The organism is bacterium, from assembly GCA_019912885.1.
GTDB lineage: Bacteria > Lernaellota > Lernaellaia > JACKCT01 > JACKCT01 > JAIOHV01.
Map to the genome: position 1 here is coordinate 1 of JAIOHV010000154.1, position 20,704 is coordinate 20,704.

Genomic DNA, 20,704 nt, shown 5'->3' on the forward strand with positions numbered 1-20,704 from the left:
GTCGTCGTCATCGTCGTCGTCATCGTCATCGTCATCGTCATCGTCATCGTCGTCGGAATCGTCGTCGGAATCGTCGTCGTCGCCGGAATCGTCGTCGTCATCGCCGTCGTCATCAGCGTCGTCATCAACGGGGCCGATGTAATGCAGGCGAACCGACGCGATCGTGATCCATACGGCATCGGCCTCGTCCACCGGCGCGTCGATCATGCTCAACTGAAGCCGCCCCGATTCGCCGCCGCCACTATCGTCGTCATCGTCATCGTCGTCGCCCGGCGAACACGCGAAGGCGAGCGCGCCGGCCAAAAAAATCGCCGCAAAAATGGATATCTTGGAAATTTTCATCTTTTGCATGCGTAACCTCGGTTAGGGCCGCTCGTTCGGTCTTGCGGCTTTTCACTTCGATTATTTCTAGCATCCACCGGTTCAAACGGCCTGTGAGACGCGTCACGGCCCGAAACAACCGGTTTCCGGCAATTTCCGATTGCCATGTGGCACGCGCGTTTTTATCATCGGGAAAACGCGGATTTGCCGCGCTTTGCGCGCGGCGATTGTGGGGTTATATGCAGCTTGATCTGACTTGCGCGGGCGCGCCGGCGCGTGCCGACGAACACAAACGCGCCCGCGCCCTGGCCCTCGCCATGGCCGAGGCGTTTCGGGACGCCGGCATCGATGCCCGAATCGACGACGCGCCGTGCCCGAATGTTCGCATCGCGTCGGCGAGCTTCACGCCGGGCGCCGAATGGCCGCTTGCCCCCGACGACGCGGTGACGATCCTTTCCGCCGCGCGCGTGATGGCGTTTGTCCCGGACGACGCAGCGGACGGCGATATCGCGTTTTGTCCGTTTTCGTCCGCGGCTCTTACGGAAGACGAGGCGCGCTCGGTCGCCGCGGCGATCGCGCCGCTGCTGTCGTCCGTCAAGACGTTCGGCGAGTGGGTCGGGCCGCGCCGCCGGTCGCGCGCGCGCGTCGCGTTCGAAACGCTGTCAACCTTCGCCCGCGAGATCGGTGCGGTCGCCCTGGCCTCCGAGCCGGCCGAAAACGGGGACATCCCGTGCCCGCTGGTAACCGGGGACGTCGCGCGTCTTGGCGTGGATCAGCTCGTGTCGGTCTCCGTGCTCGATCTGGCGCCGGGCGAGTCGCGGCGCGCGCTCTTGCTCGACGGCGGCGGCTCGGTGATCTCGGACGTCGTTGTCTCCTGCTACACGGAAAAGCTCGGCGTTTCGTCGTTCGCGTTCTTCGCGCCGGCGGCGACGCTTGCCGACGTGGATCTCTGGGTGCGCGCCGCGTTTTGCGGCGCCGTGACGATCGACGAGGACGATCCGCGCCCGCGCATCGAGAGCCTGGCGCGGGTGGACGCGGCCGGCGAGCCGCCCCAGGACGCGCTCGCGGTGTTTCGCCGCGTGGACGAGGATGTGGTCCGCGCGGGGACGGCGCCGGGCGATCTCCTGAAATCGCGGCCGGAACTCGTCGCGATGGCCAAACCGTATTTCGTTGGCCAGGCCGCGCTGGCGCGCGTCGCGGGCCACGGCTTCGCCGAAACGGCCGTTCTTCCGTCGATCGAAGCGCCGCCGCTTCGCCGGACCGTTCTGTTTGACGCGCACAAGGAGCTTGGCGCGAAGATGGTGCCGTTCGGCGGCTGGGAGATGCCCGTGCATTACCCGACGGGGATCTTCGCGGAACACCGCGCGACGCGCTCGGCCGCGGCGCTGTTTGACGTCTCGCACATGAGCGTTTTCGAAATCGCGGGCCGCGACGCCGCCGCGGCGCTCGAATACCTGCTTGCGGGTCGCGCGGCGCGCGTGTCGGTCGGCCGTGCGGCGTACACGTACCTGTTGACGCCCGACGGCGCGGCGATTGATGACGCTTTCATCTACCGCTTGTCGGTGGAGCGTTACCTCATCGTCGTCAACGCGGGAAACGCGGACCGGGATCGCGCGTGGATGACGGCCGCGCTTTCCGGCTCGGCGGTGATCGACGCCGCGGTGCCCGGGCGCCGCCTGCCGACGGCGGTACGCTTTCGCGATCTGCGCGACGCCGGGCCGGACAGCCTCGCGTTGATCGCGTTTCAGGGGCCGGCGTCACTGATGCAGCTCGTGCGTCTCGCGGAATCGGGCGACGACGCGCAAATCCTCACCCGGCTGAAGAAAAACGAGATCGCGCGCGTATTGATCGCCGGGCAGCGCGTGCAGGTGGCGCGAACCGGTTACACCGGCGAAGACGTGGCATTCGAGCTTTTCGTGCACCCGGGCGCGCTTGGCGCGGTGTGGAACGCGATCCTCGAATCCGGCCGCGCCGCCGGCGTGTTGCCCGCGGGCCTTGGCGCGCGCGACGCGGCTCGCCTGGAGGCGGGGCTGCCGCTTTTCGGGCACGAGTTGGAGGGCGAGCAGCGCGGCACGCTCACGGAGGCCGGCTACGGCTGGGTGCCCAAAGTCACCGCGCCGTGGTTTATCGGCCGCGATGCCTACGCCGCGCGCGTCGGCGACAAGCCCGCGCGAAAGATCGTCCGCCTTGCGGGGCAAGGCGCCCGCGCCGCGCGCGACGGGCATCTGATCCTCGACGACGACGGCATGGCGGCCGGGCCGATCGTGTCGTTCGCGTTTGTCGACGACGACAAGAATTATTACGCGCACGCTTTCGTGCCGGCTGATTTCGACGATACGCCCGGGCGAATCGTGCGCGCGTTGCGTTCGAAGGAGCCGCCCGCGCCAGGGGAGGACGTTTCATCGAAATCAGTCGAGCTGAAGGTGCTGACACGCTTTCCCGGCAAGGCCGAGCGCGAGGGGTGGAAGGCGCGGTACGCTGGCAGGTAAGGGTCGTTAGAGCAGCGTTTTCGGCAACCGAAAAATCTTCTCAATGTCGGCCAAGACGTATTTACCCACCTCGTCGTTATCGCCGTGGCATTTGATGGGGTAAGAGCGTTCCTGCCCGCCGATTCGCGGGTGGTAAATCATCAAATGCCCCTTGCCGCTATACCAGAATTCAAAAGCCGGATCGTGCTTACGAAGGCGTTTTTTCAGTTCCCGGACTTTGTAGATTTTCGGCAACGCCAATATCCCGGAGTGGATCAGGCCGTAAATTCAAAATCTGACGGCGCGGGAAAAGGAATGTGGGCAAAATTCAATTTGCCGCGGCGCGGTTTTTTCGGGAACGCCTTGAGCGCCTTTTCCTCGAGAGCCTGAAATTTGTCGAACAGGCGGTTGTCCGCCGGCTGATAAATCAGTCCGGGTTTGTCCTTGAAGATTGCGAACGCAATCTGCGCCTCGACAAGATCCGTCAGGGCAGCGATCGCCGTATCTTCGGTGTCGCCGCGGCCTTTCAGATCCATTTCCAGGCAATGCGCGACGGTATGACCGTCCTCGCGATAAAGCAGCACTCTAAGCCCGAGCCGATGATGAAATTCTCTCTTGTATGTTCGTTCCATGTCTCGACCTCTCGTGGAATTTGACACGCAATCGCGTTACCCGGCAAGGCCGAGCGCGAGGGGTGGAAGGCGCGGTACGCGGGACGGTGACCGTTTCGCCCAGAGAAGGCGGCGGGGAATCCAAAAGACTTTTTCGATATTCGCAACCGCGTGACGTCCTTGAAACGGAAAAATTCCGTCGATATCCCGCCATCGCGCCGACTTGTGCTAGCTTTCCGCCATGCTCCGGACGCGATCGCTTCTAACGACGAGGCAGGGCCTTCTGCTTGCGGCCGGCGTTCTTCTTTTTACGCTCGTCATTTATTTCGCGGCGCCGGATATTCTCGAACTCGCGGAACTGCGTCTCCTGGATTGGCGCACGCTGTTGCGCGGACCGAAAAGCGCCGACGACACGGTCAAGCTCATCCTCATCGATTCGGAAAGCCGCGTGCGTTACGGGATGAACGAACACATGCGCTTCGGGCTTGCGGCCGTGCTCGACGATCTTTGCGAAAAGGGCGCGGCGGTCATCGGCCTCGATCTGTTTTTCGTGCCCGGCGACGGGAACGGCGCGGATCGCTCCCGGCGCGCGCTCGCGCAAGCCGTCGAGGAATGCGGCAACGTCGTCATCGGTTTCAACTGGGAGTTTCGCGTCCCGCACGGTCGCCTCGCGCTGCCCGAGGCCATGGGGCGGCGCGCGCTGCTTGACGTGACGAACCCGCGTGACGACGACGACTTTCCGCTCGCGCGCATTCCGGAAAACGCGGTCGCGCCCGATCGGCGCATCACCCGCCATGCCGCCGCGACGGGATTTTTCACGACGATCTCCGACCCCGTGCACATGGCGCGCAAGATTCCCGCGGCGCTCATCCACGACAATCGCCTTCACTATCCGTTCGGCCTTTCGATCGCGCGGGTTTACATGCGCGACGGCCGCGAGGCGCCGCACGTCCCCGGCTTGTTGAGCGAAATCGCGCTTCGCCGCGGCCTGACGCTGCGCACGGACAAGGCGGGCTACCTGTGGTTCAACCACTACGGAACGCAGGACGCCTTCGCGCACATGAGCTTCGAATCCGCCGTGTCAAACAGCGTGCCCGCGAGCTTCGCGCGCGATTCGATTATCCTGGTCGGCGTGTCGGGCGACGAGTCCAACGACCTGTTCGGCAACATGTTCCAACCCGATCTTCCCGGCGTGGCGCTGCACGCGACGGCCGTTTCGAACGCGCTGTTTCACGGTTTTCTGTGGCGCGACGGCCTCATCCGCGCGCTCGAGGTGGCGCTCATGGCCGCGATCGCGGTGCTGATGGGCATTGTCGTGGCGCGCTCCTGGTCCGCGGTCGCACTCCTGATCGGGCCGATGCTCGCGCTGATCGTCTTTCTCGTTGCGCAACTGCTTCTGTCGCGCCTTGGCATCTGGGTCCACATCATGGGGCCGATGTGGATCATCGCCGCCCTGCACGTCGTCGTCATGGGCGCACGCCTGCACGCGGCGGAGGGAGCCGCGGAGAAATTGACGAAGCCGGAAGTCTGAGGCGCCGGAAGATCTTCGCGGGTCAGGAACGCGGCGCGAGGGTGGCGGAAGTCGGGAAATGAGCCGGAATGTGGGCGATCCCGCTTCCAAAATGGACATCGTTCCGCATCCCGGTCGTTGGCGCTAAACTTCGCGTATGGCAACCGAAACGATTCCTCCCGGCGAATTTTCATCCGGCGCGGCGCGCGGGGAGCCGACCTATGGCCACGCGATCCCGCTGGGTGTCGCTGTCAAGTGGTTCCTGCGCATGGAAAGCGCCCGATGGCTGGCGAGCGCGGCGCTTGTCGCCTTCGCCGTGCGCCTTTTTCTCGGCCCGCCGGCGTGGGGAGATCTCGTCATCCCGCTTGTCATCCTCGCGGCGTGGCCGATGCAGGAGTGGTTGATCCACGTCTATCTGTTGCACTTCAAGCCGCGCGTCATCGCCGGCCGGCGCATCGACCCGCTGTTCGCGCGCAAGCACCGCGCTCATCACCGCGACCCGAAGGACTATTACCTCATCGGCATTCCGCGAAAGATCATCATCCAGGGCATCGTCCTCAACACCGTGCTGTGGAACGTCTTCGCGCCCACGCCGCTTGCGTTCACCGGTCTTGCGGCGTACTTCGCGCTGGCGACGAATTACGAGTGGATGCACTATCTCGTGCACACGACCTATCAGCCCAAAAGCAAATTCTACCGGCGCATCTGGATGAACCACCGCCTGCATCACTACCGCAACGAGCGCTACTGGTTCGGGGTGTCCATGCTCTGCGGCGACATGGTGATGCACACCAACGTCAAGCGCGACGACGTGCCGCTGTCCGAAACATGCTTCACGCTCGGCGAGACGGATGACCTCGGCGTGGAGGGACGCGCGTGACCGCCGAAGCCGCGCCGCGCTTTCATTGCGAGATTCTCGCAACCGGCGAGGAACTCATCTCCGGCCGCACCGTCGATACAAACTCCGCCCACATCGCGCAACGCGTCGCGTCGGTGGGTTATCTCGTCCGGCGCATCACGGCGGTCGGCGACGATCAGGACGACATCGTCCGCGCGCTCGCCGACGCGCTTTCCCGCACGCCGCTTGTGATCGTCACCGGCGGCCTCGGGCCGACGGACGACGACCGCACGCGCTTTGCCGCCGCGCGCGTTTTCGAAAAACCGATCGTCACGAGCAACCCGTCACTGGCTCGCCTGCGCGCGTTCTGGGAGGCGCGCGGGCGCGAGATGCCCGAGATCAACGTACGCCAGGCGCAATTCCCCGAGGGCGCGGAGGTTTGGCAAAACCCCGTCGGCACCGCGGACGGATTCCGGTGCGTCGGCGAGGCGGGCGAGGCGGTCTTTTTGCCCGGTGTGCCCGTCGAGCAAGAACGCATGACGGAAATGTACGTCCTGCCCTGGCTATCGTCGCACAACCCCTCGACGCACGTCGCAAGCCGCATGCTGCGCGTGTTCGGCGCCGCGGAGTCCGAGATCGGCGCGAAGCTCGCGGACTGGCCGACGCCCGAATCCGGCGTGATGCTGGTGTACGGCGCGAATTTTCCGGAGATCAAACTGACGCTCGCCGCGCGCGCCGACACGCAGGACGAGGCCGAGCGCCGCGTCGCGAAGGCGCGCGATCACCTTCGCTTCGTCCTCGGCGACAAAATCTATAGCGAGGACGGACGCGATCTGGCGGAGACCGTTGCGGATTTTCTGACCCGGACCGGCAAGACCGTCGCGACCGCGGAAAGCTGCACCGGCGGCATGATCGCCGCGGCGCTGACCGACATCCCCGGATCGTCGGCGTATTTCGTGGCAGGGTTTGTGACCTACGCGAACGCGGCGAAGATACGCGCGCTCGGCGTCAGCGCCGAAACGCTCGAGACGCATGGCGCCGTTTCGGAACAAACCGCGTGCCAGATGGCCGAAGGCGCCCGAGCCCGCGCGGGCGCCGACTTCGCGATCGCCGTCACCGGCATCGCCGGCCCCGGCGGCGGCTCGTCCGAAAAGCCCGTGGGCACCGTGCACATCGCCCTTGCCACACCAACCGAAACGCGCGCGTACGTGCGCAAGTTCCCCGGCCGCCGCGACTTCATCCGCAAGCTCGCGACCTTCTGGGCTCTCGATATTTTGAGGCGCGAAGTCATCACGCATCTTTGACCTGGGAACGCAGGCGGCCCGCCTGCTTCGTGTCCGTGCCTGATGGAATAGACTGGAAGGCTGAAAGACTGAAAGACTGGAAGGTCGTCGCAAAGGAGGCTGCGGACAGCAGACTGCGGGTCGCCCGCTTCGATCGCGCCCTGGAAGGGCGCTCCTACAACGCTCTATTCCCGACGCACCTGAAATACCGCCCCGACCCCTTGACGCGAACGGGCCGCTCCCCGGGACCGCAGGTGTCCTCACCTGCTTCGAAACGCGCGCCGAAAACACCCTCAATCAACATCCAACTCGCGCAATGACCCTTTCGCGCGTCTGCCCCGGCAGCGTGTAGCGTAGCGCGATCTCGACGCCGCCGAACGCCGCGGCATCCTCCGGCGTCGTCCAGAACCAAGCGGCGCCGCCGGCGCGAACGAGCCGCTTTGCGATCGGGACGATTTCGCCAAGCGGCGCCGCCGCGCGCGTGACGGCCGCGTCAAACGATTGCGCATCGACGCTCTCCGCTCGCTGTGACACGACCTCGAAATTCGCAATCGACAGCGTGCGGCGCACATGATTCAAAAACGCCGCCTTCTTCGCCACGCTCTCGATCGCGACGACGCGGATATCTTCCCTCGCGAGCGCGAGAATCACGCCGGGAAACCCACCCCCCGCGCCGATATCCGCCACGCGCGCGCCGTGTGGAAGGAGCGGCGCACCGATGAGCGAATCGAGCACGTGGCGAATCGCCAGTTCCTCCGCGCTCGCGACGCGGATGAGATTCGATCTCGCGTTCCACAGGAAAAGCTCGGCGACGAACGCGGCCAGGCGCGCGGCGTCGATCGCGGGCGCATCGAACGACGCGCGCGACCGAGCGTCGTCGAGCGCGGCGATAACGGCGGCGGGTTCGATCGGAGGCTGAGCTTTGGTCACGCGCTTATCGTAAACGCGTTTGCGTGCTCGGCGCAGCCGTTTTGATTTCGATGTCGTTTTCGAAGCAGGTGAGGACACCTGCGGTCCCGGGGAGAAGCCCGTTCGCGTCAAGGGGTCGGGGTGGTATTTCCGGTGCGCCGGGAAGACGCGGTTTGAACATCGCAGCCAAAGCAGGCGGGACGCCTGCGCTCCCGGACCTAAAGGGGCGGGACGCCTGCGCTCCCGGACCTAAACGGGCGGGCCGCCTGCGGTCCCGGGGGGCAGGCGCGCGGTGTGCGTCATGGACAAGATGGACATTATGGACATGATGGACGCGGTCGATTGGCCGCGCTTCCTTGACCCCGCGAACGCCCGCGCGCTACAAAGCCGCTTCCTTGAGCACGCCCATGAAACATCACGACCGAGCCTTCGATATCCCAAATCCGCGCGTCTTCGCGGCCGCGTTTGCCGCGGCGTTTTTCGCTTTGGCGCTTTTCGCCGCGCCGGCCGGGGCGCGCGAATTCATCGGTTGGAAGGCCGAGGTCGAATACAAGCTCGCCACCGGCGATTTTCCCGGCGCGATGACGCTTCTGAAGGCGCAGGAGCAATCCGGCGAGACGCTCGACGAGGACTATTACTTCCTGCTCGGCAAGGCATCGAGCGCGACGGGCAAGGTCGAGGAGGCGATAAAACATCTCGACAAGGCGCTTTCGATTGACCCGAAATATGCGGAGGCGCTTGGCCACAAGGCCGTGGTGATGCTGCAGTTGGGCAAGCCGAAGGACGCCGAGCGCATCGCCGGCGAGGCCATCGCAACCGCCCCGAGCGGCGAGCTTTATTACGCGCGCGGCGCGATCTACATGGCGCTGGGACGATACGACGACGCGATCCGCGACCTGGATTCCGCGATCGGCTACGAGCCGGAGAACTCGGAGTACCACATCGCGCGCGGCGAGGTACGCCTGCGCATCGGACGCGGCGAGGCGGCCGAAAAGGACTACGCCCGCGCGATCGAGCTGGATTCGGAAAACGCCAAGGCCTATCTCGGGCGAGGGGGCCTCGCGCTTGTGCGCAACGATCTGGCGAGCGCGCGGATCGACCTGGACCATTGCGTGCGCCTCGCGCCGAATTTTTCAAGCTGCTATCTGCGCCGGGGAAAAATGTTCCAGATGCGCGGCGAGACCGACCGCGGCCTCGCGGATTACGCGAAGGCCACCGAGCTTGCGCCCGATTCGAGCGAGGCGTGGTTCGAGCGCGCCATGGCCGAGCTTGAGCTTGGCCGCGCCAACGACGCGGAAAAATCGGCGCGCAAGATCGCCGCCGTCGAGCCGGGGCCTCGCGCGCAGAAGGTTCTCGGCATGGTGCTTTCCGCGCAAAACCGCGAAGCGGAAGCGCTTTTGGCCTTCGATGAGGCGATCAAGCACGACGATAAGGATTTCGAGACCTGGTATCTTCGCGGCGCGATCCACGCGATGGGCAAGCAATGGGACAAGGCCATCGCCGACTTTGACCGCTCCATCGCGCTTGAGGGCCGCTACCTCGATGCATGGGTCGCCAAGGCCGGCGTGTATCTGGCGCAGGATCAAAACGAAAAGGCGCTCGATATTTACAACGGCGCCATCGCCAAGGCGCCGAACAGCGCGCAACTCTATAAACTGCGCGCGGATCTGTACGACGCGATGGGGCGATACGAAGACAGCCTCGCGGACCTGAAACGCGCCAAGGAAATCGCCGCGCAAAAGCGCGAGTCGCGTTAGCGGAATTTGGACAAACGGCAGGGAGTGTGATGCGCATCGCGGACGAATTCGTCGCCGTTATCTTCGATGTGGACGGCGTCCTGGTGGATACGATGGGCTTTCACGTCGAGGCGTGGGTGCGCGCCGGCGAGGAACTCGGAATCGAGATCGACGAGCACGAGATCTACGAGCGCGAGGGCGAGCCCGGGTTGAAGACCGCCAAGGACATCATCAAAAGGGCAGGATTGATGTCGACGCGCGCGCGTGCCGAGACGCTGATTGCCAAAAAGGAAGAAAACTACAAGCGCCTGGCCGCAAAGCCGCGCCTGTTCCCGGGGGCGGAACCGGTTGTGCGCGCGCTTTTCGATCAGGGCCTCTTGACCGCGTTCGTTACCGGCACCAGCCGCCACGAAACGGAGTCCGTCTTGCCGACGTCGCTGATGTCGATGTTCCGCGCCTCCGTTTGCGGCGACGAGGTGACGCACGGCAAGCCGAACCCGGAGCCGTACATGAAGGGCATGCGCATCCTCGGCGTCGCCCCGCGCGAGACGCTCGTCATCGAAAACGCGCCGTTCGGCATTCGCTCCGCCAAGACCGCCGGCGCGACCGTCTGGGCGCTGCGCAGCTATCTTGGGGACGAAAGCCTGTCCGAGGCCGATCGCCTCTTCGACGCGCTGACTGACATCCTGCCCTTGGCCAAGGCCGCCGAATAACCCATGCAGGAATCGCCCGCCACCGACCCCGGCATCGAGGCGATCATCTTCCGGCGCAACGACGCGCGCGTGCCGGGCTTCTGGAACACCGCGGCCATCTCCTCGGTCGCGCTGCTGTTTGCGATCCTGTGCACGCTGATCGTGCATTTCGCCACCACGGCCCTGTTCGCCGACCACTTCTTCCACCCGCCGGACGACGCCATCGCACGCGGGTATTTCGCGCTCGTCGCCGTCCTCATCTTCTTTCCGATCGTCGCGGGCGTGTGCCTGAGCTTCCTGCGTCTTTGGACCGACGCGCCCTGGCGCGACGTTTTCGCCACCGGTCCCGCGCGCGAGCGCCGCGTGTGGCGATGGTTCTGGATTTTCGGCGCGTTTTACGCCGTCGTGGCCGTGGCGGCGACCGTGCTCGAGCGCAGCCCGCCGGACATCGAGGAAATTTTCGGAAACGTGGCGAGCTGGCCGCTCGTATTCCTGGGTGTCGTCGTGATCGCGCCGGTGTTTGAAGAGCTGTTTTTTCGAGGGTTCCTGTTTTCGGGCCTGGCCGAATCGCGGGTCGGAAACAAGGGCGCCGTCTTCGGCACCGCCTTGTTTTTTGCGCTGATGCACACGCAGTACGACTGGTTTTTCATGGCCGTGCTGTTTGGCGTCGGCCTGATCCTGGCGCTGGCGCGGCTGGATTCGGGCTCGGTGCGTGTCCCGATCGCGCTGCACGTGGCGATGAACGGCGCGGCGCTCGCGGTTTCGTATCTGAAGTGACGCCCCCGCCGGCGCACGCGGCTTTTTTTGATTTGCCGCCGCGGGGTGCGTTTTGAAGGAGGGTGGATGCGTCGAATTCTCGTTATCGCCTTCGCCGCGGCCGCGGTCGCCGGGTCGGCCGCGCCGGCCTTCGCGGGCGCGTGGGCTCGCGGCTTCCTGCACAGCTATCATCGCCTGGGCGTCGCCTATTTCGTCTCCGAGCGCGATTTCAACGACGACGGCGAGATCGTCGATCACGAGCCGGACGGCAAGTACTACCAGGATCTTTCGGTCGCCTACTACGGCGAGCTTGGCGTGCTCGACAAGCTCGATTTCATCCTGAACGGCGTCTACAAGAACCAGTACGGCAAGATGCAGGTGATCGACACCGAAACGCTGAACGAGGTGAACCGCGAGGCGGAATACGGCGGTTTTGGCGACCTCGAAGTGGCCCTAAAGTATCAGTTCCTCGAAAAGCTGCTGGCCGCCGCCGTGCAGGGCACCTGGAAAACGCCCGCGATGTATGACCGCGACGCCAAACTCCCTCCGGGGCAGGGGCAAAACGATTTCGAGGCGCGCCTGGCCCTCGGCCGATCGCTCTGGCCGGTCCCCATGTACATCGGCCTGGAGGGCGCGTATCGATACCGCGACAATGTGCCGTCGGATGAGTGGCGCTATCTGGCCGAAGCCGGTGCGTCGGTATGGAAACTGTACGCGCGGGTAAAACTCGACGGCATCGCATCCGCCGGGACCGCGGACGACGACGCGGTTACGCGCGATCCGCAAGCCGGGCTCGAATACGCGCTCGGCAAGCTCGAGGGCACCGCCGGCGTCAAAATCTTTGGACCGATTTCCCTCGAAGGCTCTTACGCGCGCACGATCTACGGTCGCAACACGGCCCACGGCCAGACGATCGCGGGCGCGGTGGCAGCGGAATTTTAGGCGAAGGATCCATGCGACGTCAGACCCGCGATCACCGGGGAGCGGGCGGCGCCGTGCCGGTACGCGATCCGCGCGTTTGCCACGCGTGCCACGCCTCGCACGCGATCAGAAACGGCACGGGGGCGTATTCGATCGCCCAAACGAACGGGCCGGTCTCGAATCCGAGGCCCGCGGCGTGACGGACGGACGCAATATGCGCCAGGGGCAAGGTGAGGCCGAGCCACGCGACCGCGGGGCTCCACGCCAGCGGCAGGAACGCGAGCGCCCACGCTGCATACCACGGCATCATCGTCGGCGTGCCGAGCATGAAGACAAGCCCCAGCACCGCGCCCGTCCGCCAAAGGTCCACGCGATACCGAACGCACGCCGCGATCGCCGCGATCATCGCCGCGCCGACGACAAGCTTGGCGGGGGTGCGCCCGCCGAAAAGCCCGCGCAACGTGTCGAACGCGAATCCGTTGAATTCCCACGCGCTCGCATAACGCAAAAGGCCGGCGACAAGCGACGGCCCGGCGAGCGCGAAGGGGATGTACGCGGCGAATATCGCAGCGGCGACGCCGATCAAAAGGCGCGGACGCGTCATCCGGGCGGCAAAGGCGGGCAGAAAAACGAGCGGATAGAACTTCGAGAGAAGACCCGCGGCCAAAAGCGCCGCCGCGCCACGCTCGCGCGCGGACTCGAGCGTAACGATCGCCGCCACGAGAAAAAACACCCCCTGCACGTCAACGTGGCCGTGCCCCGCGAACTCGAACAGGGGGATCGGCGCCGCCAGCCAGATGACGGCGCGCCCGCGCGGCCGCTTGCGCCGGGCAAGCGCCATCGCGGCGCAAACCCCGATGCCCAAATCAAAAAACGCGGCGAGCGCCTTGTACGTCCCGGCGTCGTCGTCGATCGCGCCCGCGGCGGCAAAACCAAGCTGCGCCGCCGGCGGATAGACGGTCGGCACGGCCTTGTGGTTGATGTCCTCGAAATGTTCGCCGGCCAGCGCCGCGAGCGGATCGTTCGGCCGCGTCGCCTCGAACGGCGGATGCGCGTACGGATTCACGCCGTGGCGCAAAAGACGGCCGTCCCACAAATAGCGATAGACATCGCCCGAGAGCGCGGGCGGCATGGCGACAAACGCGACGCGCGCCGCGATCGCGATCGCGAACATCAGCACGAGGCCGCGCCTGTCTTCGATCATAGCGAGCGCGCGCGCGGCGACGATCCACGCCGCGCCGAGCACGATCGCGACGGCGACGAGCCCCGCTTCGTGCGCGAGGATGCGCGGCCAGGTCGCAAGCAAGGCGCCCGCCAGCGCTTGCGCGCCCATCGCGGCGAAACCCGCGCGCCGCGTTTTCAGGAAGGCCGCCATGCGTGTATGTATAACATCGAGCCGCGCCGCGCGTTGACACCATGATCGAAACCGTCGCCGCCATCGTCGTCTGGGGATACATCGCCACGCTCGCGGGCCTGGCCGTGTGGGGCGCGCACCGATACGCGCTGCTCTACCTTTTCCACCGCCACCGCGCGCATCGGCGCACGCCGCCGCCCGTGCCGTTTGACGAGCTGCCGCGCGTCACCGTGCAACTTCCGCTCTTCAACGAGATGTACGTCGCCGCGCGGCTCATCGACGCGGTGTGCGCGTTTGACTACCCGAAGGACAAGCTCGAGATCCAGGTGCTCGACGATTCGATCGACGAGACGCGCGCGGTCGTGGACGAGCGGGTCGCCGCGTTGCGCGAGCGCGGCGTGAACATCGCGGCGGTCCGCCGGCCGGGCCGCGAAGGCTACAAGGCGGGCGCGCTGCAATTCGGCCTGGCGTGCGCGACGGGCGAGTTCGTCGCCGTGTTCGACGCCGACTTCGTGCCGCGCCCGGATTTTCTTTCGCGGACGATCCATCATTTCACCGACGAGCGCGTTGGCATGGTGCAAACGCGGTGGACGCACATCAACGAGTCCGACTCGCTTTGCACCGCATGCCAGGCGCTTTACCTCGACGGACACTTCGTCATCGAGCACGCCGCGCGCAACTGGTCGGGGCGCTTTTTCAATTTCAACGGGACGGCGGGTATCTGGCGGCGCCGGGCGATCGAGGACGCGGGCGGCTGGGAGCACGACACGATCACCGAAGACCTCGACCTGTCGTACCGCGCGCAGATGCGCGGCTGGCGCTTCCGCTATCTGATCGACGTCGAGGCGCCCGGCGAGCTGCCCGCCTTGATCTCCGCCTTCCGCACGCAGCAGGCGCGCTGGGCGAAAGGCTCCATCGAAACGGCGCGCAAGATCCTGCCGCGCCTGTGGCGCTCGGATCTTTCGTTCGCGGTCAAACTCGAGGCGTCGTTCCACCTGCTCGCAAACCTCGCGTACCTGCTCGTGGGCGCGCTGTGCCTGCTTGCGGGGCCGAGCCTCGTGCTGCGTGTGCACATGGGGTGGCGCTCGATCGCGTGGCTCGACCTGCTGCTCTTCCTGTCGGTCTCCGCGTCGCTGTTCCTCTATCACGTGGAGGCGCGCCGGCAGATCGGGCGCCCGTGGCGGGATGTCCTCTGGCGGATGCCGCTTTTGATGGCGCTCGGCATCGGCATGGCGCCCAACAACGCCCGCGCGGTTTTGCAGGGCCTCGCCGGCCGTACGAGCGCGTTTGTCCGCACGCCGAAGCATGGTGACGCGCGCGGCGCCGCGGCGGCGCGCGTGCGTTATCGCCCGACCGTGGACGGACTCCTCGTGGTCGAGATGCTGCTGGGGCTTTCGTTTCTGTTGCCGATTTCGTACGCGATCCGCTACGAGGTTTGGGCGTCGCTGCCGTTTCTCGTCCTTTTCCTTTTCGGCTACACCTGGGTCGCCGGCATGTCGCTCTGGCAGCGCGCCGCGCCGATCATCGCCGGCCTCTGGGAAAAATGCCCGCGCATCGTCCGGCAGGCGGCGTGATGGAATCGCATTTTCAACACGAAGGCACAAAAAGCACAAAGCGCACCAAGACCATTTTGTGCGTCCTTCGTGTCCTTCGTGCGTTTGTGTTGAATTGCGATCCCGACTCCGTCGTCGCGGCCGCTCCATGACGCGCGTGGCGATCGTCATCCCCGCGCTCAACGAATCCGCCTCAATCGGGCTTGTGCTTTCGGAGATTCCGCGGGACCTCGCCGGCCGCGTCATCGTCGCCGACAACGGATCGACCGACGGCACCGCGGCCATCGCACGCGAGCACGGCGCGATCGTCGTCGCTGAACCGCATCGGGGCTACGGTGCCGCGTGCCTGGCGGGTCTTGCCGCGCTTAGCGCCGATCCGCCGGATGTCGTGCTTTTCCTCGATGCGGACCGCTCGGACTATCCCGAAGACGCGCGCGCGGTGCTCGAAAAAATCGCGGAAGGATACGACCTTGTCATCGGCAGCCGCGCGCGGCTCGCGGGGCCGGGCGCGCTGTTGCCGCAGGCGCGATTTGGCAACCGGCTCGCGACTTTTCTCATCCGCGTGCTGTTTGGAGTGCGCTTTACGGATCTCGGTCCGCTGCGCGCGGTGACGTGGAAGGCGCTTTCCTGTATCGCGATGGAAGATCGCGGCTTTGGCTGGACGGTCGAAATGCAGGCGCGCGCCGCGCGGCTCAGGCTGCGTTGCACGGAGGTGGATGTGCGCTACCGCAAGCGCCACGGTGACAAGTCGAAGGTCACCGGCACGTTGCGTGGCACCGTGATGGCGGGCGCGAAAATTCTGTATGTGATATTCCGCGAGCGGTTCGCGGCGAAGCGGTCGCGTTGATGGACATCATGGACGTTGTGGACCGAATGGACATTGCGGACGCTTACCGGTGCGAGAGCCATTCCACATGCCGCACTTGCCACTTGCGATGACCGTCCAGCCTTCCTGCCTTCCAGGCTGCCAGACCTTCAGCCTTCTTACACCTCGTTGACCTGCGTCGACAGGTAGTGCGCAAGACCCATCTGGTCGATGAGTTCGAGCTGCGCTTCGAGCCAGTCCACGTGCCCTTCTTCATCGGAAAGCAGCTTCTGGAACAGGTCGCGGGACCCGTTGTCCCCCGCCGAAACGCACAGCTTGATCGAGTCGTTGTAAAACTTCACGGCCTCTTTTTCGAGCGCGAGATCGCTTTTGATCTGCTCGGGCACCGTCTTGCCGATCTTGATCTTGTGCAGGTTCTCCATGACCGGCAGCCCTTCGAGGTAGAATATGCGTTCGAGCAGCTCCTCGGCGTGAACCATCTCGCCGATGGAGTTCGCGCGGATCGTCTTGTACAGGCGCTTGTAGCCCCAGTTCGAGCACATCTCCGCGTGGACGAAATACTGGTTGATCGCCGTCAGCTCGCTCTGGAGCGCCGTCACCAACGCCTCGATGACCTTTTCGTTGCCTTTCATACAAACCCCCTCCGTTCCCCGCGATGACCGCGGCGTTGCGGCTTTTCTAGCCTACCGGCGGATGATTCCACAAGGGAATTCGTGCCCGAATCGCGGGAGCTGTGATATGTTCGACATTCCATGAAACCCCCGTCCGTCTCGTGCGTGTTTCCCTGCCTGAACGATCGCGGCACGATCGCGGGCATGGTGCTGGCCGTGCACTACGTCCTCACCGACGCGGGCGTGGAGCACGAGATCGTCGTGGTGGATGACGGCAGCACCGACGGCGCGCGTGAGTTGCTGACGCGTATGGCCGAGTCGGTCCCGCCTTTGCGCGTCGTGGTACACGACACCAACCGGGGCTACGGCGGCGCGATCGCAAGCGGCTTTGCCGCATGCACGAAGGACTGGATTTTCTACACGGACGGCGACGCGCAGTACGATCCCGCGCAGATCGCGCTGCTTTTGCCCGAGGCGGCGGACGACGTGGACGTCGTGCAGGGTTACAAGCTCAATCGCGGCGACCCGCCGCACCGCATTCTGCTCGGCGCGATCTACCAATATCTCATGCGTTTCGCGTTCAACCTGTCCATCCGCGACGTGGACTGCGACTTCCGCCTCATTCGCCGCGCGTTTCTGGATCGCGTCGTGCTGACAAGGCGCTCGGGCGCGATCTGCGTGGAGATGTGCCGCAAATTCGACGACGCCGGCGCGCGTATCCGCGAGGTCGGCGTCCGGCACACGTTCCGCGTTTACGGCAAGAGCCAGATCTTCAATGTGAAGCGCCTTGTCGTCTCGCTCGCGCAGCTCGGTGGCCTGTGGTGGGAGCTTGTCGCGCGCCCGCGCCTTTCGCGAAGTCGCGTCGCAACGTCAGAGCCGCGCGCGTCAGAGCCGCGCGCGTCAGAGGCGCGACCGTCAGAGCCGCGAACGTCAGAGCCGCGAACGTAAGGGAGCGGGTGGTTTCGCAATGGACGAAATGAACGTCCATGTGCGTCGCGCCTGCGCGGCGGATCGCGATGCATTCCCAATTCCCCATTCGAATCACTCGCCCCGCAACTCCTTCGCCGTGTCGTTCCGAACGAGAAACGTGTACGACTTGCCGTCTTCCGCCGCCGTCAGCACGCGGTAGCTCTCCATCTCCGGCCGGCCGGTGAATGCGTCGCCGGGAAAGATGCGCGCAATCGCGGTGGCGCGCTCCATCGGGTGCTCGAGCCAGAACATCGGCGGGTACGGCAATAGGAAGTGGGGCATGTGCTCGAGGACAACCTCCGGCGCGACGACGCCGAACGTCGTGTAGCGGTCCTCGTAGATCGCGCGACCGCGCCGCGCGATCTCGATCGAATTAAGCCCCCACGTGTCGAGAACGCGGCAATCCGTGAAATACGCGAACACGCCCGCGAGGTCCGTGGCCAACTCGCGCTCCGGTGTGCAAAGCGACGCGAACGAGCGCGCCACCGCCTCGTGCCCGCGCGCCAGCCAGGTGTTGCGCCCGACGTAATAATTCTGCCAGCGGCCGATGCCGGTGACGGGAAACGCGCGCAGGTAAAGTTCGCGATCGCCGGGGCGCTCCTTTTGAATCGCGTCGAATTTCTCGCCGAAGGGAAACCACACCCACTGCCCGACTCCGGCGACAAGCGCAAGCGCGACGCCCGCGGCGATCTTCGGCCACGCGCGCGTGCGCGGCGCGTCGGCGACCGCCGCGTTGATCGACGCGGGCAGTTGCGCGGCGCGCGCGAGGCCCGCGAAGCCCATTGCGAACACGAGCGGCACGGCCGGAAGCACGAAGCGGTACGCGGGCATCATGTCGCCGCCGACCCACACGCTCTCGAAAAGGTGCCAGCCGGCAAGGAGCGCGGGGAGAACAACCGAAAGCCGCGCCCGAAGCGCGACGGCGAAATACGCCGCGGCCGCCAGAGGAAGGTAGAGCTGCATGCCGTGGACGGCCTGACCAAGGTACGCGAACCCGCCCACGATGCGCAGGTTCGCGGCGTACGCCGCGCTCATCTTCGCCTGATACGTATTCGGCGCAAGCTCGCCGTAATACGACCATCGCCACGCAAAATACGCGACCCAGGCCGCCGCCGCGACGCCGAGCGCCATCACCACCTGCGCCCGGTTTTCGCGATGCCGCGCGTGCCCGAAGCGCGTCAGCGTCGATGCGGCGACGCACGCCCCCGCGATGCCAAGCGGCACAAAACCGTCAAATCGCGTCAGCGCGGCCAACGTGAACAGCGCAAGTCCCGGCGCCACGGATCGGCCGTCGTCAAACGCGCGTGCGAGCGTCAGCGCGCCCGAGACGATCAGCGTCAGAAATAGCAGCGTCTCCATCCCGGCGTTGACGTAGATCGCGAACGCGCTTGTCGCCGCGATGGCGATGGCCGTCGCGTGCGCGGGCCAATCGGCTTCCACCGCCGCGCGAAGCGTGTCCGGCGGCGGCGTGTCGGGCGTCTCGTCGAGCGGGATTTCGCGGCCGATCGCCGTCAGCCGCCGCGCCAAGAGCGCCGAGGCGGGGATCAGCACAAGGCCGCAAACAAGCAGCAGGAACTGCATCGCGGCCAACACGCCGTCCTGGCCGAAAGCGGCGTAAGCGCCGGCCGAGAGCATCACCCAAAGAAAATTCGTGTAGCCCTCGCACATCTCGTCCGGGCGATAGATCAGCTCGCCCCACTCGACGAGATGTTTGCCGTACGCAAACGAGATGTAAGCGTCGTCCACCCAATACGGCATGAATCGCGCGGCGTGCGCGACAAAAACAATCTGCGCGCACAGCACAACCGCGACAAACAGCGAGGTGCGCCGCGACATTGAGGGATTCGCTTCGGGCATGGCGCGGAATGTAGACGAGGACGCGGAAAATAGGAATCCGGCGGGAGGATCGATGATGGCGGATTGAGGATTGAGTGGAAACACAACGCGCGCCGCGACCTCGCTTGCGGACTCGGGCGACGCACCGCCCGCCGGCCTTTACCCCCGCCGTGTCCTCCGCGCCTTCTCCGTGTCCGCTGTGTACCGCCGAAATGCGATTCCCTAAGATGTCCGCATGTCGCGCGAGTCCGATTTCATCGCCGAGCTTGTGCGTCGCTTCGGAACGGACGCGCGCGGCTCGTCGCTCGTCACCGGCATCGGCTCGGACTGCGCGGTGCTGGCGCCGGTTAAGGGCGCATTACCGATCGTCACGACGGATACCGCTGTTGACGGTGTGCATTTCGATCTTTCGTTCATGACGCGCGCCGACGCGGCGTATCGCGCAATCGCGTGCGCGCTGTCGGACCTTGCCGCGGGCGGCGTCGATCCCGCGCACGCGCCGCTCGTGCTTCTGTCGGTCATCCTGCCGCGCGAAATCGACGGCGCGGGGATGGGCGAGTTGCTCGACGGATTCGCGGGCGCGCTCGCCGACGCCGGCGCGGTGCTCGCCGGCGGCGATACGGTCATCGCGTCCACACTCGCCATCAGCGTGACGGCGATCGGTTTTGCGCCGCGCCCGATGACGCGTATCGGCGCGCGCATCGGCGACGCGGTATGCGTCGCGGGATATGTCGGAGGCGCGATGGAGGCGCTGCGTATCCTGCGTGAAGGCGGCAGTCCCGGGAGCGCAGGCGTCCCGCCTGCTTCGGACGCCGGAAACGCCGCCCCCGGGACCGCCGCCCCTGGGAACGCCGAGTTCCAGCTCGGCCTTGGGACCGCCGCCCCTGGGAGCGCCGAGCTCCAGCTCCGCCATTTGCTCGCGTATTACCTCCGCCCGCGCCCGCTGCTCGCTCTCGGCCACCGCCTCGCCGCCGCGGGCGCGACGGCATGCGCGGACATCTCCGACGGACTTTTGCTTGACGCGCAACGCATCGCCGAACAAAGCGGTGTCGCGATGCGAATCGCGCTCGACGCGATTCCGCTGGCGCCGGAGCTTTTTCACGAAGATGAGTCCGGCCGAGCGACGGCTCGGCGCTCCCGGGACCGCGACGCGTTCATCCGAGCCGCGACGGGCGGGGACGATTACGCGCTCGTCTTTACGGTCGCGCCGGAAAACGTCGCGGCGGCGAAGCAGGCCGCGCGCGAGGCGGGCGTGCCGATCGCGCGCGTCGGCGAGGTGACGGACGGCGGCGCGAGGCGCGTTATCGCGACGTGGGACGGCGAGGCGATGGAGATTGAAAAGCGCGGCTTCGAACATGAGTGAAACGCGAAACATCCGCGGCAACGTCAGCCCGAGCACTTCCGTCATCCCGCGCGCCGCCGTCATCCCGCGCGCTTCCGTCGTCCCGAGCGCTTCCGTCATCCCGAGCGCGTCTGTCATCCTGAGCGAAGCGAAGGATCTGGCCGGCCC

The 20,704-nt window shown here is 65.8% G+C and carries 19 protein-coding genes; 13 read left to right on the forward strand and 6 right to left on the reverse strand.

The genetic code is table 11. The features are described from left to right. The coding region (locus tag K8I61_13450; GenBank protein MBZ0273039.1) for a DUF4382 domain-containing protein at positions 1-351 on the reverse strand (351 nt) is incomplete at its 3' end. A gap of 209 nt (positions 352-560) precedes the next feature. Here K8I61_13450 and K8I61_13455 point away from each other — a divergent pair. Beyond that, positions 561-2,810, forward strand: coding sequence for a hypothetical protein (locus K8I61_13455; protein MBZ0273040.1), 2,250 nt, complete (start codon positions 561-563; stop codon positions 2,808-2,810). A gap of 6 nt (positions 2,811-2,816) precedes the next feature. Here K8I61_13455 and K8I61_13460 read toward each other — a convergent pair whose 3' ends face one another. Beyond that, on the reverse strand, positions 2,817-3,044 hold the full coding sequence (locus K8I61_13460) for a hypothetical protein (protein ID MBZ0273041.1): 228 nt from the start codon (positions 3,042-3,044) through the stop codon (positions 2,817-2,819). 62 nt (positions 3,045-3,106) lie between these two features. Between K8I61_13460 and K8I61_13465 the strand changes: the two genes are divergently transcribed. The 4 genes from K8I61_13465 to K8I61_13480 all read left to right on the forward strand — a co-directional run bounded on the left by K8I61_13465 (position 3,107) and on the right by K8I61_13480 (position 7,052). Next, entirely contained in the window at positions 3,107-3,445 is a 339-nt protein-coding gene (locus K8I61_13465) for a hypothetical protein (GenBank protein MBZ0273042.1), read from the forward strand. Positions 3,446-3,641: 196 nt separating this feature from the next. Further along, complete coding sequence (locus K8I61_13470) at positions 3,642-4,931, forward strand: CHASE2 domain-containing protein (protein ID MBZ0273043.1); 1,290 nt, start codon at positions 3,642-3,644, stop codon at positions 4,929-4,931. A 136-nt stretch (positions 4,932-5,067) separates the two neighbouring features. Next, a complete protein-coding gene (locus tag K8I61_13475; protein MBZ0273044.1) occupies positions 5,068-5,790 on the forward strand; it encodes a sterol desaturase family protein in 723 nt (240 codons plus the stop codon). After that, entirely contained in the window at positions 5,787-7,052 is a 1,266-nt protein-coding gene (locus K8I61_13480; protein MBZ0273045.1) for a competence/damage-inducible protein A, read from the forward strand. The genes K8I61_13475 and K8I61_13480 overlap by 4 nt, the downstream gene beginning before the upstream one ends. Positions 7,053-7,328: 276 nt before the next feature. On the opposite strand, the gene rsmG is transcribed toward K8I61_13480, so the two are convergent. Next, positions 7,329-7,961, reverse strand: a complete 633-nt coding sequence (gene rsmG / locus K8I61_13485) for a 16S rRNA (guanine(527)-N(7))-methyltransferase RsmG (protein MBZ0273046.1) — start codon at positions 7,959-7,961, stop codon at positions 7,329-7,331. 386 nt (positions 7,962-8,347) lie between these two features. Here rsmG and K8I61_13490 point away from each other — a divergent pair, with 386 nt between their 5' ends. The 4 genes from K8I61_13490 to K8I61_13505 all read left to right on the forward strand — a co-directional run bounded on the left by K8I61_13490 (position 8,348) and on the right by K8I61_13505 (position 12,066). Next, positions 8,348-9,697 carry a tetratricopeptide repeat protein gene (locus K8I61_13490; protein MBZ0273047.1) on the forward strand — a complete coding sequence of 450 codons (1,350 nt, stop codon included), beginning with the start codon at positions 8,348-8,350 and terminating at the stop codon, positions 9,695-9,697. Between the two features lie 29 nt (positions 9,698-9,726). Beyond that, positions 9,727-10,389 (forward strand): HAD family phosphatase, encoded by a 663-nt coding sequence (locus K8I61_13495; protein ID MBZ0273048.1) that lies wholly within the window; start codon positions 9,727-9,729, stop codon positions 10,387-10,389. Between the two features lie 3 nt (positions 10,390-10,392). Continuing rightward, positions 10,393-11,145 (forward strand): CPBP family intramembrane metalloprotease, encoded by a 753-nt coding sequence (locus K8I61_13500; protein MBZ0273049.1) that lies wholly within the window; start codon positions 10,393-10,395, stop codon positions 11,143-11,145. Positions 11,146-11,211: 66 nt separating this feature from the next. Further along, positions 11,212-12,066: a hypothetical protein gene (locus K8I61_13505; GenBank protein ID MBZ0273050.1), complete on the forward strand. Its 855-nt coding sequence runs from the start codon at positions 11,212-11,214 to the stop codon at positions 12,064-12,066. Between the two features lie 31 nt (positions 12,067-12,097). Here K8I61_13505 and K8I61_13510 read toward each other — a convergent pair whose 3' ends face one another. Continuing rightward, positions 12,098-13,420, reverse strand: coding sequence for a glycosyltransferase 87 family protein (locus K8I61_13510; GenBank protein MBZ0273051.1), 1,323 nt, complete (start codon positions 13,418-13,420; stop codon positions 12,098-12,100). A 41-nt stretch (positions 13,421-13,461) separates the two neighbouring features. Between K8I61_13510 and K8I61_13515 the strand changes: the two genes are divergently transcribed. Further along, complete coding sequence (locus K8I61_13515) at positions 13,462-14,973, forward strand: glycosyltransferase (GenBank protein MBZ0273052.1); 1,512 nt, start codon at positions 13,462-13,464, stop codon at positions 14,971-14,973. 127 nt (positions 14,974-15,100) lie between these two features. Then, a complete protein-coding gene (locus K8I61_13520; GenBank protein MBZ0273053.1) occupies positions 15,101-15,799 on the forward strand; it encodes a glycosyltransferase family 2 protein in 699 nt (232 codons plus the stop codon). Between the two features lie 137 nt (positions 15,800-15,936). On the opposite strand, the gene bfr is transcribed toward K8I61_13520, so the two are convergent. Beyond that, entirely contained in the window at positions 15,937-16,410 is a 474-nt protein-coding gene (gene bfr, locus K8I61_13525; protein ID MBZ0273054.1) for a bacterioferritin, read from the reverse strand. 120 nt (positions 16,411-16,530) lie between these two features. On the opposite strand from bfr, the gene K8I61_13530 reads away from it, so the two are divergent. Then, a complete protein-coding gene (locus K8I61_13530; protein ID MBZ0273055.1) occupies positions 16,531-17,337 on the forward strand; it encodes a glycosyltransferase family 2 protein in 807 nt (268 codons plus the stop codon). Between the two features lie 93 nt (positions 17,338-17,430). Here the strand turns inward: K8I61_13530 and K8I61_13535 are convergent, their stop codons facing one another. Beyond that, entirely contained in the window at positions 17,431-19,194 is a 1,764-nt protein-coding gene (locus K8I61_13535) for a hypothetical protein (protein ID MBZ0273056.1), read from the reverse strand. Between the two features lie 235 nt (positions 19,195-19,429). Between K8I61_13535 and K8I61_13540 the strand changes: the two genes are divergently transcribed. After that, a complete protein-coding gene (locus tag K8I61_13540; GenBank protein ID MBZ0273057.1) occupies positions 19,430-20,557 on the forward strand; it encodes a thiamine-phosphate kinase in 1,128 nt (375 codons plus the stop codon). Positions 20,558-20,704: the final 147 nt, after the last annotated feature.